At 64.3% G+C, this 22665-nt stretch carries 20 protein-coding genes; 4 read left to right on the top strand and 16 right to left on the bottom strand.

Features of this window, described 5'->3' with window-relative positions; all coding sequences use genetic code 11:
• Positions 1-233: 233 nt before the first annotated feature.
• The gene (gene ppc / locus ACNFCH_RS04405) at positions 234-2861 is read right to left on the bottom strand and encodes a phosphoenolpyruvate carboxylase (protein WP_337158212.1); all 2628 of its coding nucleotides are present in this window, start codon (positions 2859-2861) and stop codon (positions 234-236) included.
• A gap of 164 nt (positions 2862-3025) precedes the next feature.
• Between ppc and ACNFCH_RS04410 the strand changes: the two genes are divergently transcribed.
• The 3 genes from ACNFCH_RS04410 (at position 3026) to ACNFCH_RS04420 (ending at position 4895) form a co-directional block, all read left to right on the top strand.
• Positions 3026-3346 carry a hypothetical protein gene (locus ACNFCH_RS04410; protein ID WP_337158213.1) on the top strand — a complete coding sequence of 107 codons (321 nt, stop codon included), beginning with the start codon at positions 3026-3028 and terminating at the stop codon, positions 3344-3346.
• 293 nt (positions 3347-3639) lie between these two features.
• A complete protein-coding gene (locus ACNFCH_RS04415) occupies positions 3640-4053 on the top strand; it encodes a DUF4398 domain-containing protein (RefSeq protein WP_337158214.1) in 414 nt (137 codons plus the stop codon).
• 50 nt (positions 4054-4103) lie between these two features.
• Complete coding sequence (locus ACNFCH_RS04420) at positions 4104-4895, top strand: OmpA family protein (RefSeq protein ID WP_196162804.1); 792 nt, start codon at positions 4104-4106, stop codon at positions 4893-4895.
• 82 nt (positions 4896-4977) lie between these two features.
• Here the strand turns inward: ACNFCH_RS04420 and ACNFCH_RS04425 are convergent, their stop codons facing one another.
• The 15 genes from ACNFCH_RS04425 to ACNFCH_RS04495 form a co-directional block, all read right to left on the bottom strand.
• Positions 4978-5304 carry a hypothetical protein gene (locus tag ACNFCH_RS04425; protein WP_196162805.1) on the bottom strand — a complete coding sequence of 109 codons (327 nt, stop codon included), beginning with the start codon at positions 5302-5304 and terminating at the stop codon, positions 4978-4980.
• Entirely contained in the window at positions 5301-6224 is a 924-nt protein-coding gene (locus tag ACNFCH_RS04430; RefSeq protein WP_196162806.1) for an alpha/beta hydrolase, read from the bottom strand. Before ACNFCH_RS04430 ends, ACNFCH_RS04425 begins: the two co-directional genes overlap by 4 nt.
• Positions 6196-7473 (bottom strand): flavohemoglobin expression-modulating QEGLA motif protein, encoded by a 1278-nt coding sequence (locus ACNFCH_RS04435; protein WP_416742336.1) that lies wholly within the window; start codon positions 7471-7473, stop codon positions 6196-6198. Before ACNFCH_RS04435 ends, ACNFCH_RS04430 begins: the two co-directional genes overlap by 29 nt.
• 128 nt (positions 7474-7601) lie before the next feature.
• Entirely contained in the window at positions 7602-8150 is a 549-nt protein-coding gene (locus tag ACNFCH_RS04440; RefSeq protein WP_416742337.1) for a hypothetical protein, read from the bottom strand.
• A gap of 46 nt (positions 8151-8196) precedes the next feature.
• The gene (locus ACNFCH_RS04445) at positions 8197-8901 is read right to left on the bottom strand and encodes a TetR/AcrR family transcriptional regulator (protein WP_337158232.1); all 705 of its coding nucleotides are present in this window, start codon (positions 8899-8901) and stop codon (positions 8197-8199) included.
• Between the two features lie 281 nt (positions 8902-9182).
• Positions 9183-10685 carry a lysine--tRNA ligase gene (gene lysS, locus ACNFCH_RS04450; RefSeq protein WP_070094406.1) on the bottom strand — a complete coding sequence of 501 codons (1503 nt, stop codon included), beginning with the start codon at positions 10683-10685 and terminating at the stop codon, positions 9183-9185.
• 93 nt (positions 10686-10778) lie between these two features.
• Positions 10779-11874 (bottom strand): peptide chain release factor 2 gene (prfB, locus tag ACNFCH_RS04455; RefSeq protein WP_099593827.1). Its coding sequence is split into 2 segments (ribosomal slippage): positions 10779-11801 and positions 11803-11874, totalling 1095 coding nucleotides; the frame shifts between segments, so codons are not numbered across the junction.
• A gap of 158 nt (positions 11875-12032) precedes the next feature.
• Positions 12033-13037, bottom strand: coding sequence for a PleD family two-component system response regulator (locus ACNFCH_RS04460; RefSeq protein ID WP_337158216.1), 1005 nt, complete (start codon positions 13035-13037; stop codon positions 12033-12035).
• Positions 13038-13088: 51 nt separating this feature from the next.
• Positions 13089-14102: a chemotaxis response regulator protein-glutamate methylesterase gene (locus ACNFCH_RS04465; protein WP_416742338.1), complete on the bottom strand. Its 1014-nt coding sequence runs from the start codon at positions 14100-14102 to the stop codon at positions 13089-13091.
• Positions 14099-16387 (bottom strand): hybrid sensor histidine kinase/response regulator, encoded by a 2289-nt coding sequence (locus ACNFCH_RS04470; RefSeq protein WP_416742339.1) that lies wholly within the window; start codon positions 16385-16387, stop codon positions 14099-14101. The genes ACNFCH_RS04465 and ACNFCH_RS04470 overlap by 4 nt, the downstream gene beginning before the upstream one ends.
• On the bottom strand, positions 16384-17043 hold the full coding sequence (locus tag ACNFCH_RS04475; RefSeq protein ID WP_416742340.1) for a chemotaxis protein CheW: 660 nt from the start codon (positions 17041-17043) through the stop codon (positions 16384-16386). Before ACNFCH_RS04475 ends, ACNFCH_RS04470 begins: the two co-directional genes overlap by 4 nt.
• On the bottom strand, positions 17040-18305 hold the full coding sequence (locus ACNFCH_RS04480; RefSeq protein WP_416742341.1) for a CheR family methyltransferase: 1266 nt from the start codon (positions 18303-18305) through the stop codon (positions 17040-17042). The genes ACNFCH_RS04475 and ACNFCH_RS04480 overlap by 4 nt, the downstream gene beginning before the upstream one ends.
• On the bottom strand, positions 18302-18808 hold the full coding sequence (locus ACNFCH_RS04485) for a chemotaxis protein CheW (protein ID WP_337158220.1): 507 nt from the start codon (positions 18806-18808) through the stop codon (positions 18302-18304). The genes ACNFCH_RS04480 and ACNFCH_RS04485 overlap by 4 nt, the downstream gene beginning before the upstream one ends.
• Before the next feature lie 5 nt (positions 18809-18813).
• Positions 18814-20436 carry a methyl-accepting chemotaxis protein gene (locus tag ACNFCH_RS04490; protein WP_337158221.1) on the bottom strand — a complete coding sequence of 541 codons (1623 nt, stop codon included), beginning with the start codon at positions 20434-20436 and terminating at the stop codon, positions 18814-18816.
• Positions 20437-20568: 132 nt separating this feature from the next.
• A complete protein-coding gene (locus ACNFCH_RS04495) occupies positions 20569-21264 on the bottom strand; it encodes a tellurite resistance TerB family protein (protein WP_416742342.1) in 696 nt (231 codons plus the stop codon).
• Between the two features lie 239 nt (positions 21265-21503).
• Between ACNFCH_RS04495 and ydcS the strand changes: the two genes are divergently transcribed.
• Positions 21504-22655: a putative ABC transporter substrate-binding protein YdcS gene (gene ydcS, locus ACNFCH_RS04500; protein ID WP_337158223.1), complete on the top strand. Its 1152-nt coding sequence runs from the start codon at positions 21504-21506 to the stop codon at positions 22653-22655.
• The last annotated feature ends 10 nt before the right edge of the window (positions 22656-22665 follow it).

Raw genomic sequence — 22665 nt, forward strand, 5'->3', positions numbered from 1 at the left:
GTAAATCAGCGGATTCGGCGCAGAAGGCCAAGTCCGAAAAATCGGGTGAGACCGAAAATCGGTCAAAAGGCTGCTCAAGATACACAGCGCCCGGCAACCAGACAAGCGTCCCAAAGTTGCAGGAAATCGCCACTTGGGCCCGTTTCAAGGCACGGTTGCGCTCGGCGCAACCTGCCTGCGCAACCTGGGCCGAGGGGCCTGTGCCGCCCGGCCAAGGTCAGCCACCGGACGCCTCAACCGGTGTTGCGAAGGCCCGCGGCGATACCCGCCACCGTGACCAGCAGGGCCTGCTCCAATGGGCTGTCCAGAGCGGCTTCCCGGCTGCGCGAGCGCGCCAGCAACTCGGCCTGCAGGCGGTGCAACGGGTCCAGGTAGGTGTTGCGCAGGCTGATGAACTCCAGGGTTTCGGGGCTGTGCGCGAGTAGCACCGATTGGCCGGTCAGCCCCAGCACCACCTGGCACGACTGCGACAATAGGTCGCGCAGATGCGCCCCCAAGGAAAGCAAGTGCGGTTGCACCAGACGTTCGTCGTAGGCCTTGGCGATCTCGGCATCGGCCTTGGCCAGCACCATTTCCAGCATGTCGATGCGGGTGCGGAAGAACGGCCACTGTTCACGCATCTGCCCCAACAACTCGCCCTGGCCACGCGCCAGGGCATTGCTCAGGGCCGTCTCCCAGCCCAACCAGGCCGGCAGCATCAGGCGCGTCTGGGTCCAGCCGAAGATCCACGGAATGGCGCGCAGGCTCTCGATACCGCCAGCGCGGCGCTTGGCCGGGCGGCTGCCCAATGGCAGGCGGCCGAGTTCCTGCTCCGGCGTGGACTGGCGGAAGTACTCGACGAAGTCGGGGTTCTCCCGCACCACGGCGCGGTACGCCTTGACGCCGTCGGCGGCAAGCTGGTCCATCAGTTCGCGCCAGGCGGGCTGCGGGGGTGGCGGCGGCAGCAAGGTCGCCTCGAGCACCGCGGCCAAATAAAGATTGAGGTTCTGCTCGGCGATGCCCGGCAGGCCGAACTTGAAGCGGATCATCTCGCCCTGTTCGGTGGTGCGGAACCGCCCGCCCACCGAACCTGGAGGCTGCGACAGAATCGCCGCATGGGCCGGGCCACCGCCACGGCCGACCGTGCCGCCACGGCCATGGAACAGCAGCAGTTCGACCTGGTGCTCGCGGCAGATGCGCACGAGGTTTTCCTGGGCCCGGTACTGGGCCCAGGCCGCAGCGGTGGTGCCCGCATCCTTGGCCGAGTCGGAATAACCGATCATCACCTCCTGGGGCCCATGCAAGCTGGCACGATAGCCGGGCAGTCCAAGCAGGCGCTCCATTACCGGCCCTGCGTTGTCCAGGTCGGCCAGGGTCTCGAACAGCGGCACCACGCGCATGGGGCGGGTCAGGCCGGCTTCCTTGAGCAGCAACTGCACGGCCAGCACGTCGGATGCGGCCCCGGCCATGGAGATGACATAGGACCCCAGCGAGGCCGCCGGAGCGGCGGCGATCTCGCGGCAGGTAGCGAGCACCTCAGCGGTCTCGGCATCGGGCTTGAAGTGCGCGGGCAACAACGGCCTGCGGTTTTTCAGCTCCGCCTGCAGAAACGCGATGCGCTGCTCCTCGTCCCAGTCGGCATAGCGCCCCAGGCCCAGGTAGTCGGTGATTTCGGTCAGCGCATCGCGGTGCCGGGCGGCGTCCTGGCGCACGTCCAGACGCACCAGGAACAAGCCGAAAGTCACGGCCCGGCGCAGGGTGTCCAGCAAAGGGCCGTCGGCAATGACGCCCATGCCGCATTCATGCAGCGACTGGTAGCACAACTCAAGCGGCTCGATCAGCTCGCGGTTGCTGACCAGCACGTCGGGCCCGGGTGCCTGGGCGCTGGTGAGCGCAGCGTGAGCCCAGGCGCGGGTGGCGCGTAGCCGCTCACGCAGTTGCTTGAGCACGGTGCGATAGGGTTCGGCACTGTCGCCCACGCATTCGCGCAGCGCACTGCTGGCCTGCTGCATCGACAGTTCGGCAGCCAGGTAGTCGATGTCGCGCAGGAACAGGTCTGCCGCCATCCAACGGGCCAACAACAATACCTCGCGGGTCACCGTCGCAGTGACATTGGGGTTGCCATCGCGGTCACCGCCCATCCAGGAGGCGAAACGGATCGGCGCACACGTCAGCGGCAGGCGCAGGCCGGTCGCGTCGAACAACGCGTGATCGACCTTGCGCAGGTGGTTGGGAATCGCCTGCCACAAGGAATGCTCGATCACCGCGAAGCCCCACTTGGCCTCGTCCACCGGGGTTGGCCGGGTGCGACGGATTTCCTCGGTATGCCAGGCCTCGGCGATCAGACGACGTAGGCGCTCGCGCACCTGTTGGCGCTCGGCGGGGGTCAAGTCGCGGTGATCCTGGGCCGCCAGTTGTGCAGCAATGGCGTCGTATTTCTGGATCAGCGTGCGGCGGGCCACTTCGGTAGGGTGGGCGGTCAGTACCAACTGGATATCCAGCTTGGCCAATTGCCTGGCCAGAGCGTCGTTGGAATGCCCAGCCTGTTTCAGGCGGGCCAGCAACTCCGGCAGCACCTGCGCTTCGAACGGTTCGGGTTGGCCGGCATCGCGACGGCGGATCAACTGGTATTGCTCGGCGATGTTGGCCAGGTTGAGAAATTGGTTGAAGGCTCGCGCCACCGGCAGCAGGTCGTCATCGGCAAGGTCGCCCAGGGTCGAGCTCAGTTGCTCGGCGGCGCCACGGCGATCGGCCTTGGCACTGTGACGGATGTCCTCGATCTTCTGCAGGAACGCCTCGCCATGCTGCTGGCGAATGGTCTCGCCCAGCAGTTCCCCCAACAGATGGACATCCTCACGCAAGCGTACATCGATATCGGTCATCGGCCTTCTCTCCGGCGCGGCTCACCGCGCATCCGCTCAGGAACATTGCCCAAGAGTGCCTATGGCAAGGCCGTACTGGCAAGCCGGTTCGGCACCGAGCAACTAAAGTGAATGCAAGGCATCGGAAGTCATGCCGACTTCAGATTTCGAGCGAGGAGTTTTCCATGGACACCTTCAGGCACATGTTGGACAACTGGGAATCCAAGGCCCGCGAGCACTGCGAACGCGTCGAGTACACCCTTACCTTGCACAAGCAGGACCTGGTCAAGATCAAGGCATTCGCGCAGGCCTACGGGCTGGACGAAGCCTTCGTCACGGAGAGTTTGCTGCAATCGGCCATAAAGGAAGCGGAAAAGGCCATCCCCTATGTCAAAGGCTCGCAAGTGATCCGCGTCGAGGAAGGCGAGGAGATCTACGCCGATATCGGCAAGACACCGGCCTATGTCCAGGCCGAGCAGGCGCTCTCTAAAAGCCTTTCGGGTTGACGATTTCCGCCGCCGGTGGGGCAAAGGGCTGATGCCCTGCCCCGCCCGAACACCTGACTTCCCTGCTCGCTGCACATCTGGATCCCTGCCGGTTCTCTCCAATGACGCCCGCGCACCTGCGCATTCTCGGCATTTTTTCTGAACTATCGGAAAAACGCCCAAGTCACAGCCTGTAGCCATCACGCTAAAACCCTGCACACAGGCTGTTGTGCACAGTTCGGCTGAAATGCGCGCAGATGACAGGGAAAAAGCGATGGACTGCTATGGATACCGTCGTAAACAGGAGTGACCCCATGGAGCTGACCATCATGAAGACCCGCACATCCCACCCCTCCTCCACGCCGCTGCGCGGGCTCAAGCTCGTCGCGCTGGCGCTGGGCGGCAGCCTGGTGCTGGCCGGTTGTGCAGGAAAACCGCCCTCCGAGCAATATGCCGTCACCCAGTCCGCGGTCGATTCCGCGGTCAGCGCAGGTGGCACCGAGTTCGCGGCCGTGGAAATGAAGGCTGCCCAGGACAAGTTCAAGCAGGCCGAGATTGCCATGCATGACAAGCAGTACGACGAAGCCAAGCGCTTGGCCGAACAGGCCGAGTGGGACGCCCGTGTGGCCGAGCGCAAGGCTCAGGCCGCCAAGGCGCAGAAGGCCCTGCAGGACAGCCACGAGGGTGTCCAGGACCTGCGCGAGGAAGGCCTGCGCAGCGCCGAATGAGCGCTGCCATGCCCACTTGAGCCTTCGTCATTGATCAAAGGATGAACACTATGCGCAATTACCTACTCATTCCCACCCTGCTGGCCCTGAGCGTAGGCCTGACCGCCTGCTCCCACGACCCGAACCCCAACCTCGAGTCGGCCCGCACCAACTTCTCCAGCCTGCAGAGCGATCCGCAGGCCAGCAAACTGGCCGCCCTCGAGACCAAGGACGCACAGGACTGGCTGAACAAAGCCGACAAGGCGTTCATGGAGCGCGAGAACGACAAGACGGTCGACCAGTTGGCCTACCTGACCAACCAACGTGTGGAAGTGGCCAAGCAGACCATCGCCCTGCGCTCGGCCGAGAACGAGTTGAAGAACGCCTCCGCGCAACGTGCCCAGGCCCGACTGGACGCCCGTGATGCACAGATCCGCAAACTGCAGGAGAGCCTCAACGCCAAGCAGACCGACCGAGGCACCCTGGTGACCTTCGGTGACGTGCTGTTCGACTTCAACAAGGCCGAGCTCAAGAGCAGCGCCTATCCCAACATCACCAAGCTGGCGCAGTTCCTCCAGGAAAACCCTGAACGCAAGGTGATCGTCGAGGGCTACACCGACAGCGTCGGTTCGGCGAGCTACAACCAGGGTCTGTCGGAGCGTCGCGCCAACAGTGTGCGCATGGCGCTGGTACGCGCAGGCGTCGATCCGGCGCGCATCGTCGCCCAGGGCTACGGCAAGGAGTACCCGGTCGCCGACAACAGCAACAACACCGGCCGCGCCCAGAACCGCCGGGTGGAGGTGACCATCTCCAATGACAACCAGCCGGTGCAGCCGCGTTCGGTAAGCCAAGTCCAGCAGTAAGGCTGACAGCTGAAACAAGAAAGCCCCGCGATCATCGCGGGGCTTTCTTTTTCCTGCCAATGCAGGCGGTACAGCACCCAGGTCACTGCACCTGCTGCGGGGTCTCCTGCCCCATACAACGAATGGCGCGCTTGCGGTTGTCCACCAGCACACCGGTCAGGCCCTTCTGCTGGGTATCGAACAGCACCAGCACGCCATCGACGCACTGCGCCACTTGGGGCGCGGGGTCGAGGGAGACCTTGTAGTCCTCGCCGGGGAGGGTCTTGAGCATGGTGTAGTCCTGCAGCAACAGGGCGTCCTCGGGCTTGGCGAAATGCACGTAGCCGTAGTACCACAGGGTCCCGACCGTCACGATGATGGTGCCGACGGCCGTCAGGATCATCGGGATGGCGTTGCGTTCTTCACTCATTGCTCGTTCTTCTCATCAGGGTAGTTGGGCACTTCGGCCAGGCGCCGAAGGCCATTGAAATGGCTGGGGTCGTCGAGAAAGCGCAGCATCACCTGGCGCCAGGTCGGGTCGGCGAAGGTTTGCACATGCGCCCCCCGGGTCAATTGCAGCACCCGCGGCGGCGGGGCGTGCTGGTACAAGCGGATGCCGCTGTCCATGGGCACCAGATCGTCGTCGATGCTGTGGAAAAACAGCTTGGGCGGGGTGTCCAGGCGCTCGATCGAACGGATCGCGCTGTCGCCGTCCGGCACCAGCCAGGACAACGGCACCTGCAATGGCCAGGTCAGCCATGAGGTGCTCAGGGCAAAGCGCCCCACTTCCCGGTAGCTGGCGGGCACCCCATCGAAGACCAGGGCACTGAAGCGCTGGCGTTGCTCAGGATGGGCGGCCAGGTAGTGAATGGCCATGGCCCCACCGAGGCTCTGGCCCAGCAGCACCAAGGGCTTGTCCTTGACCTGCGGGGCCTTGTCCAGCCAATCCATGGCCGCCTGGATGTCCTGGTAGACCGCCGGCAGGCTCGCCTTGCCCTGGGACAGGCCATAGCCGCGATAGTCGATCATCAGCACCTGATAGCCCTGCTCCGGCAGCCAGTAGCTACCGCCCAGGTGCCAGGCCAGATTGCCGCCATTACCATGCAGGTGCAGCACCGTGCCCTTGACCTGAACCCCAGGCTTGGCGGGCATCCACCAGCCATGAAGACGCGTACCGTCGGCGGCGGTGAGGGTCACGTCACTAAACGCCAGCTTGGCCTTTTCCGGAGTGAACGGCTGGCCCGGCTCGGGGAAGAACAAGAGACTGCTGCACCCGGACAAGCCCAGCACTAGCAAGCCCAGGATCAGCTGGCGACAGGCGTCAGAGAATGTTCGCGTAGTCGGCTTCAATACGATCCAGGCTCAGGTGGTTGAGGAAGTTGGAGAAGCACATCCAGGCGGACAAGGCGTTGAGGTCGCGGAACTGTTCCGGCAGGTACTTGGGCGGCTCCACCAGGCCCTCCTCGACCAATTGGCGCAAGGTGCGCATATCTTCCAGGGTGGTCTTGCCGCAGAACAGCAGCGGGATTTGCTCGAGCTTGCCTTTCTTCACGGCCAACTGAATGTAGTTGTAAACCATGATGAAACCCTTGAGATAGGACAAGTCCTTGGTAAATGGCAGGCCATTGGGCACCGATCCCCGGAACACCCGGCTGGCATTGCTGTAGCTCTGGGCCATTTCGAAGCCCTGGCCGCGGAAGAACTCGTACACCTGCAAGAAGTCCGCGCCCTCCTCCACCATGTGGATGGCCCGGGTGCGGTTGGTGAGCTTGCGCAGGCGGCTGGGGTAGGAAGCGAATGCGATCACCTCCATGAGGATGGCCAGCCCCTCCTGGGTCACGTTCGACGAGGGCGGCCCCTTGGCCAGGAACGTGCAGATCGGCTGGTTGAGGCCGTTGAGCGTGGTGCCCACATGCACCAGCCCTTCATGGACCTCCAGCGCGCGCACGTCACGGCTGTTGAACATCGCGTCGGCCCGCACCTTGATGTAGTCGGCACCGGCCGCGGCGTCGGCGACGATCCCGTCGGATTCGAACACGCGGATGGTCTCCTCGGCCTCGCCGAACACCTTGTTCAAGCGCCGCTGAAGGATCGCCACGGCTTCCTTGGCGGTGAGGTTCTTCGGCTCGTCCTTCAGGTCACCCCGGCCGTCGATGTTGTTCAGGTAATCGGACAGCATCAGGCCAAGATCGGCCAGGGTCGGGTCGCCGGCATGGAAGGCGTCGGACGCCGCGCCATACAGCTCCTGGGAGATCAGGCCGAAGTCCTCGGTGCCGCGGGCTTCGAGCATGCGCACCACCATGCGGTACTCCTTGCACATGCGCCGCATGATCTGCCCGACCGGATTGAACTGGCCCAGCTGACGGGTGATGTCACGCTCGATGCTTTGGAACTCGGCCTTCACCGAGTTGGAATCGAACGACAGCGGCCGCCCCTGGTAATAGGCACGGTCCACAGCCGGAGGTTCTTTGCCCTTGGCCTTGAGAAAGCCGTTGCGGATGTTGTCGTCCCACTTCACCGCATCGAGCACGCGGATGGGCGTCTGCGCCGCGACGATGCGGTCGGAGAGCGCGCGTATGGTCTGCTGGTACTCGTCCACCCCGGACTCCTTACTGAATCAAGATCGTGGTCGGCCCCTTCGCGGGTAAACCCGCGCCCACAGGTACAGTGCGATCTCAGCGACCACGCTTCACCTGCGAAAAGGCCAGCCAGGCCAGCGATAGTGCGCTATTTGCCACTGCGCTGGAAGCGCGCCACTTCGACGAACAGATCGGAGTTGGCCGGATCATCCAGGTACGCCAGCACCCGCGCGGACGGGCTGTCGATCAGCACACCCTCGCCGTTGTCCTCCGGCACCTCGGTGCTGCGCCCGGTCAGTTCCTTCTTCTTGACCGCCTGCTGCACCTGTTCGACATCGAGGTTGTAGACCACCAACTCCTTGCCATCGACGACCTCGAAGCCACCGATCAGGAAATTGCCGCCCAGGCGCTTGGGCACACCCGCCGACAGGTACCAGCGGTTGCCGTGCCGGGAAACGGTGAAAACATACTCTTCAGGGGCCTTGCCCTTGGCCATGGCCACCGCTTTGTAGGCATCCCCGCCCACACGGCTGATGCTGAGCTTGAGCGGATCGCCCCAGGCGTCCTTGCTGCTCCATTTGCCAAGCAGCGCCTTGGGCGCGGCCTGGTTGCTGGGCAGGGGCTCATGGAAGGTCACCAGACAACCACCGAGCAGAAGGAATGACAGAGTCAACAACACCAGACGCCAGGCTTTCATCAGGTTCTCCTTGAAAGGGTCGGTCGCTCCTCAGGCCGATCGTGGCCTAGGCCGATGCCAGCACCAGGTGCAGGTATCGGGTAAGGATAGCGAGCATCTGCCCATCGGCTTGCGCATTCGCATCCTTGAGCAGGCCCTGATATTCCATCTGCTCGATTATGGCCGTCAACATCTGGGCGTCCTGCTCGGGCTGGCGCGACCCCACCACCTGCAGCATCTGCCGCGCGCCGTGCAAGAGAATCTGCTCGTGGGCGCTCACCAGCTCAGCCAGGCGGGGGCACAGCAAGGCCTCCTGGCGGAACGCTTGCTCGGCCATGATGAAGTCACGCCGGGTGTGCAACTGGCGGCTGACATAGTCGGCCATCATCCGTGCCACCTCGTCCGCCAGACGCGCCCGGGCTTCGGCACTGCCGTCGCCTTGGGCGAGCAACTGGCGCAGCACCACTTCGGAGCTGGCCCAGAGCTTGGCCATGTAGGCGGCGCTGCGCTCGACGTACTGGGCGAAGGTGTCGGTCAGCAGGTCTTCGATGTCCTTGAAGTAATAGGTGGTCGCCGACAGAGGAACGCCGGCCTCGGCGGCCACCGCTCGGTGGCGTACACCACGCACACCGTCGCGCACGATGATGCGCATGGCCGCATCTAGGATCTGCTGGCGGCGCTGTTCACTGCCCTGACGGGCGGTTTTGCGCCCCTGGTATTGCACGCTTTCAGCGACGGCGCTTGCCACGCCGGCTGCGCCTTGTTGGGCCATTGCGGGAGTCACGATGAGTACCTCATTGAATCTCGGTGAGGGAAAACCCCTCTTTTCCAGTAAAGGCTCGTAAATTATGACCGACTAGTCACGAATGAATGACAGGCAAGAAAAAACCGCCTGAGTGGCGGATGACATGATGCGCTGGTGCTCTTCGGTTTGCGGGGGCCGCTACGCGGCTCTTTCGCGGCACGAGGCCGCGCCTACAGGAACAGCGCATGACCTGCAGGAGCGGCCTCGTACCGCGAAAGGGCTGCGCAGCAGCCCTGTCAGGCGTTTTTTCAGGCCTGTGGACGCATGTGCGGGAACAGGATCACATCACGGATCGACGGCGAGTTGGTCAGCAGCATCACCAGGCGGTCGATGCCGATACCTTCACCGGCGGTGGGCGGCATGCCGTATTCCAGGGCACGGACGAAGTCGGCGTCGTAGTGCATGGCCTCGTCGTCACCGGCGTCCTTCTCGGCCACCTGGGCCAGGAAGCGCTCGGCCTGATCTTCGGCGTCATTGAGCTCGGAGTAGGCGTTGGCGATCTCGCGGCCACCGATGAACAACTCGAAGCGGTCGGTGACGGCCGGGTTGTCGTCGTTGCGACGGGCCAGCGGCGAAACTTCGAACGGGTATTCGGTGATGAAGTGCGGCTGTTCCAGCTTGTGCTCGACCAACTCTTCGAAAATCATTACCTGCAGCTTACCCAGGCCTTCATGGCCGAGGACCTTGGCGCCGGCCTTCTTGGCGATCTCGCGGGCGCGGTCGACGTCCTGCAGGTCGGCGGCGGTGAGCTCGGGGTTGTACTTGAGGATCGACTCGAACACCGACAGGCGGGCGAACGGCTCGCCGAAGTGGAACACCTTGTCGCCATAGGGCACGTCGGTGGTACCCAGTACCAGTTGCGCCAGCTCCCGGAACAGTTCCTCGGTGAGGTCCATGTTGTCGCGATAATCGGCGTAGGCCTGGTAGAACTCGAGCATGGTGAACTCGGGGTTGTGCCGGGTCGAGACGCCTTCGTTACGGAAGTTGCGGTTGATCTCGAACACTTTCTCGAAGCCGCCCACAACCAGACGCTTGAGGTAAAGCTCCGGCGCGATACGCAGGAACATGGCCATGTCCAGGGCGTTGTGGTGGGTTTCGAACGGCTTGGCCGCGGCGCCCCCTGGGATGGTCTGCAGCATCGGCGTCTCGACTTCGAGGAAGTCGCGCTCGATCAGGAACTTGCGGATGTGCGAGATGACCTGGGAGCGAACGCGGAAGGTGTGACGGGTTTCCTCGTTGACCATCAGGTCGACGTAGCGCTGGCGGTAGCGCTGCTCGGTGTCGGTCAGGCCGTGGTGCTTGTCCGGCAGCGGGCGCAGCGACTTGGTCAGCAGGCGCACGTTGGTCATCTCGACGTACAGGTCGCCCTTGCCCGAGCGGGCCAGGGTGCCTTCGGCGCTGATGATGTCGCCCAGGTCCCAGGTCTTGACCGCGGCCAGGGTCTCTTCGGGCAGGGTCTTGCGGTTGACGTAGACCTGGATGCGGCCGGTCATGTCCTGAATGACCATGAACGAGCCACGGTTGAGCATGATGCGACCGGCTACCTTGACCGGGATCGCGGCTGCTTCCAGCTCTTCCTTGGTCTTGTCCGCGTACTGTTTCTGCAGGTCGTTGCAGTAGCTGTCGCGACGGAAGTCGTTGGGGAAGGCGTTGCCCTTGGCACGCTCGGCGGCAAGTTTTTCCTTGCGCAGCGCGATCAGGGCGTTTTCTTCCTGTTGCAGGTCTTGCGATTCGGTCTTGAGGTCGCTCATGTCGTCATTGTTTCCATCAGGTGTTCGGTGCCCCTGTCGGGCAGGGCACGCGATACGGGCCTGTGGCCTCGTATCGCGGCGGTGGTGTGCGGTTTACAGCCCCTGCTTGAGGCTCGCTTCCAGGTACTGGTCGAGGTCGCCGTCCAGGACCTTCTGGCAGTCGCTGCGCTCGACGCCGGTCCGCAGGTCCTTGATGCGCGAGTCATCAAGCACGTAGGAGCGGATCTGGTGACCCCAGCCGATGTCCGACTTGCTGTCTTCCAGGGCTTGGGAAGCGGCGTTGCGCTTCTGCATCTCCAGCTCGTACAACTTGGCCCGCAGCATCTTCATGGCGGTGTCCTTGTTGGCGTGCTGGGAACGTTCGTTCTGGCAGGCCACCACGGTGTTGGTCGGCACGTGGGTGATACGGACCGCCGAGTCGGTGGTGTTCACGTGCTGGCCACCGGCACCGGAGGAGCGGTAGGTGTCGATGCGAAGGTCAGCCGGGTTGATCTCGATTTCGACCTTATCGTCGATCTCGGGCGAGACGAACACCGCCGAGAACGAGGTGTGGCGACGGGCGCCGGAGTCGAACGGGCTCTTGCGCACCAGGCGGTGCACGCCGATCTCGGTACGCAGCCAGCCGAATGCGTATTCGCCCTTGATGTGCACGGTGGCGCCCTTGATGCCGGCGACTTCACCTTCGGAGAGCTCGATGATGGTGGCATCGAAACCGCGCTTGTCGGCCCAGCGCAGGTACATGCGCAGCAGGATGTTGGCCCAGTCCTGCGCCTCGGTGCCGCCGGAACCGGCCTGGATGTCCAGGTAGGCGTTGTTCATGTCCATCTCGCCGCTGAACATGCGACGGAACTCAAGCTGGGCCAGGTTTTCTTCCAGGCCTTCCAGCTCGGTCACAACGTCGTTGACGGCGCTTTCGTCGTTTTCCTCGACGGCCATGTCGAGCAGGTCCTTGCAGTCGGAGAGACCGTTGGACAGTTTGTCCAGGGTTTCTACGACCTGCGCCAGCATGGCGCGCTCGCGGCCCAGGCCCTGAGCGTACTCGGGCTTGTTCCAGACAGCAGGGTCTTCCAGCTCGCGGTTGACTTCGATCAGGCGGTCAGCTTTTTGATCGTAGTCAAAGATACCCCCGAATGGACTGGGAGCGTTCGGAGAGGTCCTTGATGGTGTTCAGGATCGGTTGGATTTCCATGGGCGGGCTACTCGTGCGAATTCGGTGAAAAGCCCGCGAGTATAACGCAGTCCTCGCCCTGACGGCAGACCCGCCGGGCGGTAACCGCAAGGTCCGCCGCTGATCGTGTGGGAGCCGGCGACAGCCTGCGACGGGCTGCACAGCAGCCCCGCAGAGCGTCAGGCAACGCCTACCTGGTTGCGACCATTGTTCTTGGCCAGATACAGCCCTTTGTCCGCAGCCGAGATCAACTGCCGGCTGTGGCTACCGACGCCCGGCGTGAGAGTCGCCAGGCCGATGCTCACCGTCAGGCACGCGTCAGCCTCGGGCGCGGTGTGGGGGATGTTCAGGGCCAGAACGGTCTGACGCAGCTTCTCGGCGATCAGCCGCGCACCGCCGGGCGAAGTGTTGGGCAGCACCAGGGAGAACTCCTCGCCGCCATAGCGAGCCGGCAGGTCGGTCGGGCGCGAGCAAGAACCGCGAATGGCCTCGGCGACCTGACGCAGGGCCTCATCGCCCGCCAGATGGCCGAAGCTGTCGTTGTAGGCCTTGAAGTAGTCGACATCGATCATCAGTAGCGACAACTGCTGCTGCTCGCGCATCGCGCGTCGCCACTCAAGCTCCAGGTACTCGTCGAAATGGCGGCGATTGGACAGACCGGTGAGGCCGTCGGAGTTCATCAACCGCTGCAGCATCAGGTTGGTGTCCAGCAACTGCTGCTGGCTGACCCGCAGCGCGCGATAGGCTTCGTCACGTTGCAGCAGGGTCAGGTAGGAGCGGGAGTGATAGCGGATCCGCGCCACCAGCTCGATGGTGTCCGGCAGCTTGACCAGGTAGTCGTTGGCCCCGGCGGCGAACGCCGCACTCTTGACCAGCGGGTCCTCCTTGGTCGACAGGACGATGATCGGAATATCCTGCGTGGCCGGGTTGTTGCGGTATTCGCGCACCAACGTCAGCCCGTCCAATCCCGGCATGATCAGGTCCTGGAGGATCACCGTAGGCTTGATCCGCATGGCCTGGGCCACCGCCTGGTGGGGATCGGCGCAGAAATGGAAGTCGATGTTCTCCTCGTGGGCCAACCCACGGCGCACCGCCTCGCCGATCATTGCCTGATCGTCGACCAGCAGGACCATCGCCGCACTTTCGTTGATGGTCGTGAAACCTTCGATCGGTAGATCATTCATGCCTATTCACCAGGTCACTGCCGGTCAGGCGGCGTGACTCAATACATATCGTCATTTCGAAAAGATTTCCATCAGTCGGCCCGCGATGCGTTCCAGCGGCCGTATCTCCACGGCGGCCTCGATCGCCGCGGCAGCCTTGGGCATGCCATAGACCGCCGAACTCTGCTGGTCCTGGGCGATGGTCAGGAAGCCACGCTGACGCATCTGTTTCAGGCCCTGGGCGCCGTCGCGCCCCATGCCGGTGAGCAATACCCCTACGGCATCGCCGGTCCAGAAACGCGCCACGCTCTCGAAGAACACGTTGATCGAGGGGCGGTAGATTTCGCCGACAGGTTCGGCCGTATAGCTGAGCTGGCCGCCCTGCAGCAGGCGGATGTGGTGGTTGGTGCCGGCCAGCAGCACTTGCCCTGGCTGAGGCGGCTCGCCCTCCCGCGCCAGGCGCACAGGCAAGCCTGAAACCCCGCTGAGCCATTCGGCCATGCCACTGGCGAAGACCTGATCGACATGCTGCACCAGCACGATCGACGCCGGAAACTCCCGCGGCAACCCTTTGAGCAGGATTTCCAGCGCCGCAGGTCCACCCGCCGACGAACCGATGGCCACCAGGCCACGACGCTGGGACGCCCCCACCAGCGGAGCGGACACAGCCCGGGGCGCTGCGGGGCGTTGCTGGCCGATGAGCCAGCCGATGTTGAGGATCTTGCGCAATAGAGGGGCTGCTGCTTCACGTGCATCCCCTGCGCCCAGCGACGGTGTGTCCACCACGTCCAGGGCACCGTGGCCCATGGCTTCGAACACCCGATGCACATTCTGCTTGCGATCGACCGTGACAATGACGATAGCGCAGGGCGTTTCGGCCATGATCCGCCGGGTGGCCTCGACACCATCCATCACCGGCATGATCAGGTCCATGAGAATCAGGTCGGGCGTGAACTCGGCGCAGCGCGCCACGGCTTCGGCGCCATTGCTCGCGACCCAGACGACCTGGTGGTCGGGCTCGAAGGCCAATGCCCGGCGCAGGGCTTCCACAGCCATGGGCATATCGTTGACGATGGCGATCTTCATCCCTGGGCACCCCCGATCAACTCCACTACGGCGTCCAGCAACGCGTCGTCATGGAAACTGGCCTTAGCCAAATAGTAGTCGGCACCGGCGTCCAGTCCACGTCGCCGGTCTTCTTCACGATCCTTGTAGGACACCACCATGACCGGCAGCGATTGCAGGCGCTGGTCGCGGCGCACGAGGGTAACCAGCTCGATGCCGTCCATGCGTGGCATGTCGATATCGGTGATCAGCAGGTCGAAATCCTCGGCGCGCAGGGCATTCCAGCCATCCATGCCATCCACCGCCACGGCCACGTCGTAACCCTGGTTGCCCAACAGCTTGCGCTGCAGTTCACGTACGGTGAGCGAATCGTCGACCACCAGTACGCGTTTGCGCACCATGGCGCGCCCACCCCTGGCGCCACGTTCGATGCGCTCCAGCCGGCCGGTGCTGAGCAATTTCTCGACCGAGCGCAGCAAATCCTCGACGTCGATGATCAGCACCACCGAACCATCGTCGAGCAAGGCCCCCGCAGAAATGTCCTGGACCTTGCCCAGCCGTGCGTCCAGCGGCATCACCACCAGCACCCGCTCGCCAATCAAGCGCTCGACGGCCACGCCATACAGTTGGTCGCGTTCACGGATCACCACCACCGGCAGGCTGCGCTCGTCGTCCTGCCCGGCTGGGCGGTTAAGCAACTGGCTGGCCGACACCAGCCCGATGTGCCGCCCTTCATGCCAGAAATGCTGGCGCCCTTCGATCTGCACGATGTCCTCGGCTGACACCGCCAGGGTGCGCTCGATGTGCGCCAGCGGGAAGGCATAGGCCTCGCCCCCCACCTCCACCACCAGGCTGCGCACCACCGACAGCGTCAGCGGCACCTCCAGATGGAAGCAGCAGCCCTGGCCCGAAACCTGGGTCAGCTCGATCGAGCCGCGCAGTTCACGGACCATGTGCTGCACCGCATCCAGGCCGACGCCACGGCCCGACACCTCGGTGACCTTGTCGCGTAGGCTGAAGCCTGGAAGGAACAGGAATGTGAGCAGTTCCGCCTCGCTCATCTGCGCCACGGTCTCGGCCGGCGACAATGCCCGATCGACGATGCTGCGCTGCAGCCGCTCGAGGTCGATGCCGGCGCCATCGTCGCTCAGCTCGAGGATCAGCAGGCCCGCCTGATGGGAGGCGCGCAGTCGGATGGTACCGTCGACGGGTTTGCCCGCCAGCAGACGCCGCTCGGGTAGCTCGATACCGTGATCGACGGCATTGCGCAGCAGGTGGGTCAGGGGCGCTTCGAGCTTTTCCAGCACGTCACGGTCGACCTGGGTCTTCTCGCCCTCGATCTGCAATTGCACCTGTTTGCCCAGCGAACGCCCAAGGTCACGGACCATGCGGCTCTGTCCGGTCAGGACATCGGCGAAAGGCCGCATGCGGCAGGCCAGCGCGGTGTCGTAGAGATTCTGGGCGCGTTGGCTGGCCTGCCAGCCGAATTCGTCGATATCGGCCGCCTGCTGCTGCAGGATCTGCTGGGTTTCACCCAGCAGGCGTTGAGTCTGGGCCAAGGCCTCGAGCACCTCGTGGCTCTGGCCGCTGCCTTCGAGCTGTTGCTTCAGGCCATCGAGGGCCCGCATACCCTGGCCGTGCATGCGCTTGAGCCGCTGCAGGCTGGCCAGATAGGGCTTGAGCCGCTGGGTTTCCACCAGCGACTTGCTGGAGAGGTCGAGCAGGCTGTTCAGACGATCGGCGGTGACCCTGAGTACCCGTTCGGCACCCTCGCCACCGCGCTTGCCGACCTTGCGTGGCAGGCTGGGCTCGGGATCAGGCTCGGTTTCGGCCTCCGGTTCGGATTCGACCACCACCGGCTCTGCCTGCGCCGGTGCCGGCTCGACCGGAATGGCGGGAGCAGGGGCAGGCGCTGCCGTGGGGTCGAGCAAATTGGCCATCTGAACCAGAAACGCCGGTACCGCCGCTTCGCTGTCACGATCCTGGGGGGTTGCGATACGCATCAGCAGGTCGGTGCCGTGGAGCAAGGCATCGATGTGCTCGGGGCGCAATCGCAGGCGCCCTTCCTGGGCCGCCACCAGGCAATCTTCCATGACGTGGGCGACACTGACACCGGCATCGATGCCGACGATCCGCGCAGCGCCTTTCAGGGAATGGGCCGCGCGCATGCAGGCTTCGAGCTGGTCGGCCTGGGTCGGGTTGCGCTCCAATGCCATAAGGCCAGCGCTGAGCACCTGGGTCTGGGCCTCGGCCTCCAGGCTGAACAGCTCGAGCAGCGACGCGTCGCGCATTTGCTCAGGGGTCATGACAGGCTCCGCTTCACGGCCGACAGTACATGTTGTTCATCCAGCACCCGCACGCTGCGACCTCGCCATTGCAGCACCGCTGCGGTGAAGTGCGCGGCATCCTGGCCATCGACCAGACGTGCCGGGTCCAGCCGGTGGATACCGTCGATCTCGTCCACCGTCATCACCACCGGGCCACCCTCGGCAGCAAGGATCAGCATGCGCGGCATCACGCGCCCCATGCGCTCCTGGGCCGGCAGCACTTCCACGCCCAGAAGGCCCGCCAGCGACAGGCTCGGCACCAGCGCACCACGCACATTGGCCACCCCCTGCAACACCCCGGAACGCTGGTGCGGCAGCGAGTGCACCGACTGCAGCGGCGCGATCTCGGCCAGGCAGGCACAGGCCAGCGCCAGCCACTCCTCGCCCAGGCGGAACAGCAGCATCGAGCGCCCGACACTGTCTTCGTCCGGCGGCGGCGCCTCGACGTGCTCGTCCTGCAATAGTGCATAGCGATCGAGCAGCCGAGTGGCCGCGCTGGCATAGACCTGGCAGTTGCGGCAATGAATATGACGTTCGAGCAGCGGGCACTGTTTGTCGCCGTGCACGCCAATGCGGTTCCAGCAATCGTCGATGAGCTCATCGTCCCGTGCGATCAAGTGCATGGTTTCACTCATCGTTCAGACTCCCGTCCCACGCGCGCCGCCCGCGCCTGCATGCGCCGCGCGCCCGCCTCGTCGCCTTGGGAGGCCAGCAACGCCGCCAGGTGGATCAAGGTCTCACCATGTTGCGGCTCCAGATACAGCGCCTTGCGATACTGGCTGATGGCCTCCTGGGTGTCGCCTTCGGTGTCGGCCAGCAGACCGAGCCAGTAGAACACCTGCGCTTTGGGCGCGAACTGCTGCAGGTAACGCTGACAACTGGCGCGGGCCTGTGCGCTGTCGCCGGTATTGGCCTGACGGGCAATGGTGGCCAGCAACTCGCTCTCGCCCTGAGCGTGCGAGGGCGCGCTCACTGGCGACGGTATCGGACGCGGCATGCGCGCTGGACGGCTGACAGGCCGTGGGGCCAAGGGAGGCAGGGTCTGGGAGCGGTTGATCGGCGCGGCCTGAGCGACGGGCGCCGGTGCGGGTGCCGGTGCCGGTGCCTCCTGGCGTACATAGGCGAACGACTGGGCGATGCCCAACGGGCGCATGCCCAGCCGTGCCAGCAGGCTGCCCTCAGCCGGGCCAATGAAGAGCACGCCTTGGGCATGGGTCAGGGACTTGAGCACTTCGAACACCCGACGCTGGGTCGGCACGTCGAAGTAGATCAGCAAGTTGCGGCAGAACACGAAGTCGTACAGCCCTTGCTGGCTCTTGAGCGCGGGATCGAGCACGTTGCCGACCCGCAGATCGACCTGGCGTCGTACCCGCTCATCCAGCCGGTGGCCTTCGTCGGTTTCACTGAAATGCCGGTCACGGAAAGTCAGCTCGCTGCCCCGGAATGAGTTGCGCCCATAGACGGCCTGCTCTGCGCGGGCGATGGAGCTGGGGCTGATGTCCATGGCGTCGATTCGAAACGCCGCCGGGTCCAGGCCACCCTCGAGCAGCGCCATGGCGATCGAATAGGGCTCTTCGCCCGTGGAGCACGGTAGGCTGAGGATTCGCAGCGGCCGGATGCCGGCGAGCTCCACCTGGCGCTTCTGGGCCAGCCCCACAAGTGCGGTGAAGGATTCGGGATAGCGGAAGAACCACGTCTCCGGGACGATCACGGCCTCGATCAAGGCCTGCTGCTCGCTGGCCGATTGCTGCAGGCGAGACCAGTAGTCGTCCAGATCGCCGGCCTGCACCGCAGCGCAGCGCTGGCGCAAGGCACGCTCGACCATGGGAGCGCCGACCGACTCGACGTCCAGGCCGATACGCTCCTGCAGAAAACGGAAAAAGTGTTGTTCGATCATGCCGGCACCTGCCCTGGCGGCTCGGGGAACAGCAGGTCGCGGACATCGTCCGGCAGCAGGTCGTCCACTTGGATGCGCTGCAGCAGGCCGTGGGCATCCTGGCGCACTGGTCCCAGGTAAGGGGCCTCGGCGTTGTCCAGGCCATAGGGCTGGAACTCATCAGGGCTACAGCGCAAGGTGTCGGTGGCCTGCTCCAGGATCAACCCCAATTGCCGGTCGCCGCCATAGTGCACCAGTACCAGCCGCGTACTGGTACGCCGCGGCGCCGGGGTGGAGAAGCTCAGCGCCGACAGGTCGATCACCGGCACCAGGGCGCCGCGATGGGCCAGAATGCCGGCGACCCACGCGGGCGCCTGGGCGATGGGCTTGAGCGTCCGCCGCGGCAATACTTCGATCACCTCGCGCACATCCAGGGCAAAGCGCTGCTCGCCGATGCAGAACTGCAGGTACAGCACCGCCTTGGCGCCGTCGGCCTGCTCCTGATGGGGTTGCACGTCGTTCATCGTCGTCAGACTTTGAAGCGCGACACACCGCCGCGCAATCCGGCGGCTACCTGGCTCAACTCATCGATGGCGAAGCTGGCCTGGCGCAACGACTCCACGGTCTGGGTGCTGGCGTCGCTGAGCTGGGCCAGGGCCTGGTTGATCTGCTCGGCCCCCGTAGCCTGGGCCTGCATGCCTTCGTTGACCATCAGCACCCGCGGTGCCAGTGCCTGGACCTGGTGGATGATCTGGGTGAGCTGCTCGCCCACCTGCTGGACCTCGAACATGCCCCGTCGCACTTCCTCGGAGAACTTGTCCATGCCCATGACGCCGGCCGAGACGGCGGACTGGATCTCCCGCACCATCTGCTCGATATCGTAGGTGGCCACGGCGGTCTGATCGGCCAGGCGACGCACCTCGGTGGCCACCACAGCGAAACCACGGCCGTACTCCCCGGCCTTCTCCGCCTCAATGGCGGCGTTGAGCGACAGCAGGTTGGTCTGGTCGGCCACCTTGACGATGGTCACGACCACTTGGTTGATGTTGCTGGCCTTCTCGTTGAGGATCGCCAGCTTGGCGTTGACCAGATCGGCGGCGCCCATGACTTGGTGCATGGTCTCTTCCATACGCGCCAGGCCCTGCTGGCCAGAGCCTGCGAGCACCGAAGCCTGGTCGGCGGCGGAGGTCACCTCGGTCATGGTACGGACCAGGTCACGGGAGGTAGCGGCGATTTCCCGCGAGGTGGCACCGATCTCGGTGGTGGTGGCGGCGGTTTCGGTGGCAGTTGCTTGTTGCTGCTTGGACGTGGCGGCGATTTCAGTGACCGAGGTGGTCACCTGCACCGACGAACGCTGGGCCTGGGCGACCAGGTCGGCCAGTGCCACGGCCATTTCGTTGAAGCCGGTTTCGATGCTGCCGAACTCATCCTTGCGGGCCAGGCTCAGACGCATGCTCAGGTCACCCGAGCGCAGTTTGTCCAGGGCGTGCACGACGTGCTGCACGGGCGCGGTGATGGCACGTAGCAACAATAGGCCGCAAATACCGGCCGCCAGGATCGCCAGCAGCAACGATACGATCATGCTGCCCTTGGCCGTGGCAACCGCACTGACGATGTCATTGGTCGCCGCTTCGGCGGATGCGCGATTGCTTTCGATGACACGGTTCAGGTGCTGGCGGCCGTTGATCCAGGCCGGTGTGAGGGATTCGTTGATCAGACGCTCGGCTTCGGCATAGTGCTTCTGCCGGTACGCATCCAGCACCTGGTCGACGATCTTCATGTAGTCGGCTTCGAGCACCCTGAATGCGTCGAGTGCGGCCTGATCGTCCGGGTTATGGATAGTCGCCTGGTAACTGGCCATTTCCTGTTTGAGGCGCTCATCGAAGCCCTTGAAGTCCGCCAGGTCAGCCGGGGTGATGTCCCGCCGCCCGGACAACCCCACCAATTGCTGGCTGGTCACGTAGCTGTCGACCCAGGCGCTGCGAAGCATCGAGCTGTAGTAGAAGCCGGGAATGCTGTCCGAGCCCACTGCCTCTTCACTGGCCTCGATCGCCACGAGCCGCGAGTAGGCGGCGACGATCATCAGCAGCATGATGGCGATGATCACGGCGAAACTTGCCAGGATCCGTTGGCGCAAGGTCCAGTTCTTCACATTCAGCCCTCAGGAATTCATTACGAGCGGGGAAAAATCGCCAGAGTATAGCCTAGGCGCCCCGCCCGTTCGCGGCTGATTTTGCAGGCTGTCGAGGCCTCCCTGGCCCCCGGTGGAACAACGCCGCGCGGCCTACCCGGCAGCGAGGCGGACCTGGTCTTCCAGTTCTTGTCGCAGGCCGGGCTCCAGACGCAGTTGGCGAGCCAGTTCATCCAGGTAGGCGCGCTCCATGAAGTTCTCCTGATCGACCATCATCACGCTGGCCAGGTACATTTCCGCCGCCATCTCGGGCGTCTGCGCGGCGGCGGCCACTTCGGCAGGGTCGAGCGGTTTGTTCAGTTCGGCGTGCAGCCAATGCTGAAGCTCGCGGTCGTTGTCCAGGCGTACGAACTCGCCTTCGATCAAGGCGCGCTCGCGCTCATCGATGTGCCCGTCCGATTTGGCCGCCGCCACCAGAGCGCGCAGCACCGCCTGGCTATGCTGCTCGGCTTGGGCCGCAGGCACGCGGTCGAGGGTGCGCGGCTCGTGGGCCTGCGTCTCGCCCTGGCGCGCCTGCCAGTTGCCATAGGCCTTGTACGCCAGCACGCCGAGCGCCGCCAGGCCGCCGTAGGTGAGCACCTTGCCGCCATACTTGCGGGCCTTCTTGTTGCCCAGCAGCAGGCCCATGGCACCTGCTGCCAGGGCGCCGCCTCCGGCGCCGGAGAGCAGGCTGCCCAGCCCTCCCTTGCCTGACTGGCCGCCCAGCAAGTCACCACCCTTGCCTTGCTGGTTTTGCAGCAGCTGCTGGCCGGATTTGAGCAGTTGATCGAGCAAGCCACGGGTGTTCATCTGGCATTACCTCTTGCTGAAAAAGGAAAGGCCCAGATTAGGCCTGTGGACTGAACTCACGCTTAATGCATTTGCATCCGGATGTTGCGTAACCACCGGCCCAAAAGGAACTAGACTCGACATCGCATGCGCCTGCCCAACCGGGCCGCAGGTCCGCGACAAGCGCACTACGCTTATCCCATCGCTTCGCTGCTTTCTTGATGACTGCCCCGATCATAAAGTCCAAAAGAGGGAACACCATGTCAGTGCACAAGACCGCATTGTCCAGCGCCGTGATCGGCGCCCTGCTGGCCAGCGCCAACCTGCAGGCCGCAGGGCTGCCCCAGAACGTCGGCGATGGCGAAGGGCGCCTGGATATCGTCGCCTGGCCCGGCTACATCGAGCGCGGCGAAAGCGACAAGGCCTACGACTGGGTCACTGGGTTCGAGAAACAGACCGGCTGCAAGGTCAGCGTCAAGACCGCCGCGACCTCCGACGAGATGGTCAGCCTGATGACCAAGGGCGGCTATGACCTGGTGACTGCCTCGGGCGACGCCTCGCTGCGGCTGATCGCCGGCAAGCGGGTGCAGCCGATCAACACGGCGTTGATCCCCAACTGGAAGAACATCGACCCACGCCTGCAGAACGGCGGCTGGTACGTGGTCGACAAACAGGTCTATGGCACGCCTTACCAATGGGGCCCGAACGTGCTGCTCTACAGCACCGCGGTGTTCAAACAACCGCCCACCAGCTGGAGCGTGGTCTTCGAGCCTCAGAACCTGCCGGACGGCAAGCCGAACAAAGGGCGCGTCCAAGCCTACGATGGCCCGATCTACATCGCCGACGCTGCGCTCTACCTGAAATCGACCAAGCCTGAGCTGGGTATCCAGGACCCGTACGAGCTGAACGAAACCCAGTACAAGGCCGTCCTCGACCTGCTGCGCCAGCAACAGCCGCTGATTCACCGGTACTGGCACGATGCGACAGTGCAGATGAGCGATGTGAAGAACGAAGGCGTGGCGGCCTCCAGTTCCTGGGGCTACATGGTCAATGGCCTCAAGGCCGACAACCAGCCGGTCGCCTCGACCATACCGAAAGAAGGCGCCACTGGCTGGGCCGACACCACCATGCTGCACAGCGAAGCCAAGCACCCCAATTGCGCCTACAAGTGGATGGACTGGTCGCTGCAGCCGAAGGTCCAGGGCGACGTCGCGGCCTGGTTCGGCTCTGTGCCTGCGGTGCCTGCCGCCTGCACCGCCAGCGAGCTGCTGGGCGCCGAGGGCTGCAAGGTCAACGGGATCGACAACTTCGACAAGATCGCGTTCTGGAAAACCCCACAGTCCAGTGGCGGCAAGTTCGTGCCCTACAGCCGCTGGACCCAAGACTATATTGCGATCATGGGTGGGCGCTGACCGAGGTTGA

The sequence above is a fragment of the Pseudomonas sp. NY15354 genome (genome assembly GCF_048068075.1).
Classification (GTDB): domain Bacteria; phylum Pseudomonadota; class Gammaproteobacteria; order Pseudomonadales; family Pseudomonadaceae; genus Aquipseudomonas; species Aquipseudomonas guariconensis_C.

Excerpts from the sequence above, each read along its gene's own strand:
- ppc (WP_337158212.1), bottom strand. The coding sequence starts at position 2,861 with ATGACCGATATCGATGTACGCTTGCGTGAGGATGTCCATCTGTTGGGG.
- ACNFCH_RS04410 (WP_337158213.1), top strand. The coding sequence starts at position 3,026 with ATGGACACCTTCAGGCACATGTTGGACAACTGGGAATCCAAGGCCCGC.
- ACNFCH_RS04415 (WP_337158214.1), top strand. The coding sequence starts at position 3,640 with ATGGAGCTGACCATCATGAAGACCCGCACATCCCACCCCTCCTCCACG.
- ACNFCH_RS04420 (WP_196162804.1), top strand. The coding sequence starts at position 4,104 with ATGCGCAATTACCTACTCATTCCCACCCTGCTGGCCCTGAGCGTAGGC.
- ACNFCH_RS04425 (WP_196162805.1), bottom strand. The coding sequence starts at position 5,304 with ATGAGTGAAGAACGCAACGCCATCCCGATGATCCTGACGGCCGTCGGC.
- ACNFCH_RS04440 (WP_416742337.1), bottom strand. The coding sequence starts at position 8,150 with ATGAAAGCCTGGCGTCTGGTGTTGTTGACTCTGTCATTCCTTCTGCTC.
- ACNFCH_RS04445 (WP_337158232.1), bottom strand. The coding sequence starts at position 8,901 with ATGGCCCAACAAGGCGCAGCCGGCGTGGCAAGCGCCGTCGCTGAAAGC.
- lysS (WP_070094406.1), bottom strand. The coding sequence starts at position 10,685 with ATGAGCGACCTCAAGACCGAATCGCAAGACCTGCAACAGGAAGAAAAC.
- ACNFCH_RS04460 (WP_337158216.1), bottom strand. The coding sequence starts at position 13,037 with ATGAATGATCTACCGATCGAAGGTTTCACGACCATCAACGAAAGTGCG.
- ACNFCH_RS04465 (WP_416742338.1), bottom strand. The coding sequence starts at position 14,102 with ATGAAGATCGCCATCGTCAACGATATGCCCATGGCTGTGGAAGCCCTG.
- ACNFCH_RS04470 (WP_416742339.1), bottom strand. The coding sequence starts at position 16,387 with ATGACCCCTGAGCAAATGCGCGACGCGTCGCTGCTCGAGCTGTTCAGC.
- ACNFCH_RS04475 (WP_416742340.1), bottom strand. The coding sequence starts at position 17,043 with ATGAGTGAAACCATGCACTTGATCGCACGGGACGATGAGCTCATCGAC.
- ACNFCH_RS04480 (WP_416742341.1), bottom strand. The coding sequence starts at position 18,305 with ATGATCGAACAACACTTTTTCCGTTTTCTGCAGGAGCGTATCGGCCTG.
- ACNFCH_RS04485 (WP_337158220.1), bottom strand. The coding sequence starts at position 18,808 with ATGAACGACGTGCAACCCCATCAGGAGCAGGCCGACGGCGCCAAGGCG.
- ACNFCH_RS04495 (WP_416742342.1), bottom strand. The coding sequence starts at position 21,264 with ATGAACACCCGTGGCTTGCTCGATCAACTGCTCAAATCCGGCCAGCAG.
- ydcS (WP_337158223.1), top strand. The coding sequence starts at position 21,504 with ATGTCAGTGCACAAGACCGCATTGTCCAGCGCCGTGATCGGCGCCCTG.